The sequence below is a fragment of the Chamaesiphon sp. VAR_48_metabat_403 genome (assembly GCF_031422475.1).
Lineage (GTDB): Bacteria > Cyanobacteriota > Cyanobacteriia > Cyanobacteriales > Chamaesiphonaceae > Chamaesiphon.
Map to the genome: position 1 here is coordinate 1 of NZ_JANPLS010000467.1, position 2,028 is coordinate 2,028.

General features: G+C 46.3%; 1 protein-coding gene and 1 pseudogene. One reads left to right on the forward strand and one right to left on the reverse strand.

The annotated features are described in order from the left end of the window. Positions 1-1,000, reverse strand: a pseudogene (gene rsgA / locus RMO79_RS22500) (small ribosomal subunit biogenesis GTPase RsgA); the annotation flags it as partial. 104 nt (positions 1,001-1,104) lie between these two features. Between rsgA and RMO79_RS22505 the strand changes: the two are divergent. Continuing rightward, positions 1,105-1,668 carry a Uma2 family endonuclease gene (locus RMO79_RS22505; RefSeq protein ID WP_310485502.1) on the forward strand — a complete coding sequence of 188 codons (564 nt, stop codon included), beginning with the start codon at positions 1,105-1,107 and terminating at the stop codon, positions 1,666-1,668. The last annotated feature ends 360 nt before the right edge of the window (positions 1,669-2,028 follow it).

Here is a 2,028-nt window from a genome sequence, read left to right on the forward strand (position 1 = left end):
GGGCAATTTGGCGATATTTGGAGTCTAATTTTGGCTCAAACTTCTTTTTGCCAGTACCGCTTTTTTGTTTGAGATTATTTTCGAGTTTGGGCTGAGATTGTAATTGCTGTTCCCAGGCGATCGCATCTGCCATAAATTCTAGATAATGGGCATATCTTTCCCACTCGCCCCGCACGATACAATTGGGTTCGTCGCGATGGGTGCAGTTATTAAACTGACAATTTCCCGTAGTCAATCGCTGGCGAATCTCTGGAAAATATCAAGCTAATTCCGTCGGCGCACACGCGATATCTGGTTGATTGAATCCCGGCGTATCGGCAATTAATCCCCCCGTGGGCATCGTAAATAATTGAACGTGACGAGTCGTGTGTCGCCCGCGACTGAGCTTGCCCGAAACCGTCGCCACTCGAATATTAGAATCGGGAATTAACGCATTAGTTAAGCTCGATTTACCCACCCCAGAATGTCCCGCAAATACGGTAATTTGCCGATCGAGTTCGACTTGCAATTCCTTCACACCCAGCCCAGTTTCGACACTAATGACGATCGGCTGATAACCCCACTCTCCCAACCGATCGCACCATTCCTGTCGCTGGATGTTGGTGACTTAATCGCTCTTATTCAGGCACAGGCTGACCTGTAACCCCGTCGATTCCGCCTTGACCAGAAATTTGCTCAATAGAAACGGATCGAGGGCTGGCTCGGCAAGCGCGAACACTAGCAAGATCCGATCGGCATTAGCTACAGGCGGTCGATCGAGTAAACTATGACGGGGGAACACATCAATTACAACACCTTTTAAGCCTTGCCAATCAATTTCATCGATCGTCACCCGATCGCCGACAATAGCACTAATCCCGATTTTTTGCAGCCGCGCGCGACGGGTACACAAGATTAATTTTCCGCCCACTCCGGGCACATCTGGAGCGATCTGGACATTGCAAAAATTGGCTTGAACGGCGATGACAGTACCGATTAATGGGGTGGAGTTGTTATCGATGGGGTTTAGATTTTGGGGCACTGAGAGTGTCAATCTGAGATGGTTCTATTCTCTATGATAATTGTTATGAGCTAATATAAGGACAAGCCTTCCCAGTGAACCCGATGGTTGCGAATTCTCTCTACTGGACAACCGCAGATCTCGATGCCATGCCCGATGATGGTGGGTGGTTGCGCCATGAAATTATCGCAGGAGAACTATTCGTGACTCGCGCTCCCCATTTCAGCCATCAAAGAGTCGCAGGTAAAATCCAAGTGCGGCTGGAAACCTGGTCGGAAGCAACGCAATTAGGTAGCAGCGTTCAGACTCCTGGTTTAGTTTTTACCCCGACAGATGCCGTCATTCCCGATCTGGTATGGGCGAGTCAATCACGATTGGAGTGCGGTATCGATGAAGCAGGACATTTTACGATCGCACCAGAGTTAGTCGTTGAAATTCTCTCTTCAGGCGCACAAAACGAACAGCGAGATAAAAGTATCAAACTGAAGTTATATTCTCGTCATGGCGTGCAGGAATATTGGATTGTCAATTGGCAATTACAAACCCTAGAAATCTATCGGCGCACCGATGCTCAATTGCAATTAGTAGCGACACTTTTAGCTGGCGATACGTTAACTTCACCATTATTACCTGGATTTAGTGCAGAGATCGATCGGATTTTTTCATGAAGATACAAGTGGCAACGGCTGAGAAAATTAGTATTTCCTATGAAAAGCAAAAATCATACCTACTCCGACAAGAGGCATGGTACAATTTTTGAAAACAGTTATATCAGGATTTAAGACCTATGGAATGGCTATATCTGACTGGGGCTGCTTTGTTTTGTGCTGGTCACTTCTGTTGTTCTCTTTACTGGCTCTCCAAGGTTGTCTTGGCTATCTCAGTAAACTTTTAACAGAAGTGACTCGATTTTGATTGAGCAGGCTAGAAAATTGACGTGGACTAGCCTGCCTTTCATCACCGCTTTAGACTACAAACGTGTTGTTTGATACCACTGATAAATTCCATACACATATCATATATGTCCC

Excerpts from the sequence above, each read along its gene's own strand:
- RMO79_RS22505 (WP_310485502.1), top strand. The coding sequence starts at position 1,105 with ATGGTTGCGAATTCTCTCTACTGGACAACCGCAGATCTCGATGCCATG.